The sequence below is a fragment of the Microbacterium sp. genome (assembly GCF_036566905.1).
Taxonomy (GTDB): domain Bacteria; phylum Actinomycetota; class Actinomycetes; order Actinomycetales; family Microbacteriaceae; genus Microbacterium.
Genome location: NZ_DATCVK010000049.1, coordinates 1 through 2,389, shown reverse-complemented (window position 1 = coordinate 2,389; position 2,389 = coordinate 1). Strand labels below are relative to the sequence as shown.

Genomic DNA, 2,389 nt, shown 5'->3' with positions numbered 1-2,389 from the left:
GCGGCGGAACGGGCGTCGTGACGACCATCGCACACGAGTGCGGGCATCGCCGTCGGCGTGCGCCAGAGCGGCGCCGGGCTTGCTCATTCGGGGGGTCTCCATCGGTCGGCCCGGCAGGGTCGTCGAATCCGAGGTGACGGCGGCGCTCGAGGCGCACAGCGATGTCGACGGGCGCGATGCGCTCGTCGACTGACGTCGGGTGGTTCGGGTGGTGATTTCGGGTTCGCGTCGCCGGGGGGCTTGGCTGTGTCCCCCATTATGTCCTCAGAAACGGGGACACGTCACCCTTTTTCTCGATCGGGGTACGAAATTCCTCCCGAACGGGGGACAAACCAGCCGTTGCCGCGTCGGCGAGCCCGTCAGCAGCTGTCGAAGAAGCGCCGTCGCGGATGCTCGGGGGCGCTGTTGTCGATCACGACGGATGCCGCGAGGCGAGGGTCGCTCTCCGCGTAGGCGATCTCGTCCGCCGGATCCACGGGGTCGCCGTCGAGGGCGATCCGCACGTCCCAGAGGCCGGCGAGCCGCGGGCGCAGCACGAACCGACCGTCGAGCACGAGGATCGCGTCCTCGGGCCCGGTGATCCACTTCGGCTCGACCCAGGCGTCGCGGGTCGGGTCCCAGACGCGCGTCACGAATGCCGTGGACCCGCCGAGACGGAACGGCTCGACGAGCACTCGGCGCAGCGCCGACTCGTCGAACCCGTACCGGTAGTACCGATCAGGGGTGTCGTCGCCGAACACCGCCTGCGCCTCCCGTGACCGGTGGAAGCCCTCCATGCTCGCCCGGAACACCGCATGGTCGCGCTCCGCGAGCACCGCGGCGAGATCGTCGGCGAGCTCGGTCTTGCCGCTCCGGAGCGGTCCGTCGATCGCGACGATCATGCGCCCGCGACCGTGGTGCTGCAGCACCTCGTCGGCGATCGAGCGCAGGAAGGTGACCCGGGGCGTGGTGACGAGCCTCATGCGATGAGCCTAGCTCCGGGGCATCCGCATCGCCGTAGGCTGGACGGATGCCCCGAACGCCGAGCCCCGAGGCGATCGCGCCCGCGGTCGTCGCCTGGTTCGCGGATGCCGCGCGGCCGCTGCCGTGGCGCGCCGCCGACGTGTCCCCGTGGGCCGTGCTCGTGAGCGAGTTCATGCTGCAGCAGACGCAGGTCGCCAGGGTCGTGCCTCGGTGGGAGGCGTGGATCGAGCGCTGGCCGACGCCCGCAGCCCTCGCGGCGGAGCCGCCGTCGGAGGCCGTGCGTGCGTGGGACCGGCTGGGATACCCGCGACGGGCGCTGTGGCTCCATCGCGCAGCGGTCGAGATCGTCGAGCGACACGGCGGCGAGGTGCCGGCCGACGTCGACTCGCTCCTCGCGCTGCAGGGTGTCGGGCCGTACACGGCGCGCGCGATCGCGACGTTCGCCTTCGGACTGCGGGTTCCGGTCGTCGACACCAACACGCGACGGGTCATCGCCCGCGCGGTCTCGGGGCAGGCCGAGCCCGGGCCGCCGTCGACGGCACGGGACCTCGCCGCGATGGCGGAGCTGCTCCCCCGCGACGACGATGCGGCCCGTCGGTTCAACGCCGGCGCGATGGAGCTCGGCGCGACGGTCTGCACCGCGCGGGCGCCCGAGTGCGACTCGTGCCCGATCGCCGGCTCCTGCGCATGGCGCGCCGCCGGCTACCCCGCCTACGCAGGCCCGAGGAAGGCCGTGCAGGCGCGCTTCGAAGGCTCCGACCGCCAGGTACGCGGACTCGTCATGCGCGAGCTGAGAGCCGCGCACCGCCCCGTCGGACGAGGCGAGCTCGATCCCGTCTGGGCCGATGCCGCCCAGCTCGACCGAGCGCTCTCGACGCTCGTCGCCGACGGACTCGCCGTACGCGCCGCCGAGGGCTATCGACTGCCCGAGGGCTGATCAGCGCGCGGCATCCGATTCGTCGACGCTGCCGTCGCCGTCGAAGATCTCTTCGCCGTCTTCGTCGAACTCGCGGGGCTTGACGTACGGGTCGGCCTCGCCGGCGTACTCGGCCGTCGCGGCGAGCGACGCGGTCTCGGCGTCGCGCGTCTGCGCCTCGCGGAGGAGTGCGCTGATGTGCTCGGCGTTCTCGGGGATCGCGTCGGCGATGAACTCGAGCGACGGGGTGAGCCGCGCCGTGATGTTGCGGCCGACCTCGCTGCGGAGCATCCCGGTCGCCGCCTTGAGGGCCTTGGCCGAGTCTTCGCGCTCCTCGTCGGTGCCGTACACCGTGTAGAAGATGCTCGCGTGCTGCAGGTCGCCCGTGACGCGGACGTCGGTGATCGTGACGAACCCGAGTCGCGGGTCGCGCAGGCCCTTGTCGAGCCGCTTGGCCACGATCTCCTTGATGCGATCGGCCATCTTCCTGGCCCGTGCCGGATCCGCCAT

At 72.0% G+C, this 2,389-nt stretch carries 3 protein-coding genes; 1 reads left to right on the top strand and 2 read right to left on the bottom strand.

Annotated features, from left to right (window positions below; translation table 11 throughout):
* Positions 1 to 359: 359 nt before the first annotated feature.
* The gene (locus VIP82_RS04325) at positions 360 to 962 is read right to left on the bottom strand and encodes a nucleoside/nucleotide kinase family protein (protein WP_331906053.1); all 603 of its coding nucleotides are present in this window, start codon (positions 960 to 962) and stop codon (positions 360 to 362) included.
* Between the two features lie 47 nt (positions 963 to 1,009).
* Here VIP82_RS04325 and VIP82_RS04320 point away from each other — a divergent pair, with 47 nt between their 5' ends.
* Positions 1,010 to 1,900 carry an iron-sulfur binding domain-containing protein gene (locus tag VIP82_RS04320; protein WP_331906052.1) on the top strand — a complete coding sequence of 297 codons (891 nt, stop codon included), beginning with the start codon at positions 1,010 to 1,012 and terminating at the stop codon, positions 1,898 to 1,900.
* Here VIP82_RS04320 and rbfA read toward each other — a convergent pair.
* A partial coding sequence (gene rbfA / locus VIP82_RS04315; protein ID WP_331906051.1) for a 30S ribosome-binding factor RbfA occupies positions 1,901 to 2,389 on the bottom strand: 489 nt, incomplete at its 5' end. It lies immediately after the preceding gene.

Excerpts from the sequence above, each read along its gene's own strand:
- VIP82_RS04325 (WP_331906053.1), bottom strand. The coding sequence starts at position 962 with ATGAGGCTCGTCACCACGCCCCGGGTCACCTTCCTGCGCTCGATCGCC.
- VIP82_RS04320 (WP_331906052.1), top strand. The coding sequence starts at position 1,010 with ATGCCCCGAACGCCGAGCCCCGAGGCGATCGCGCCCGCGGTCGTCGCC.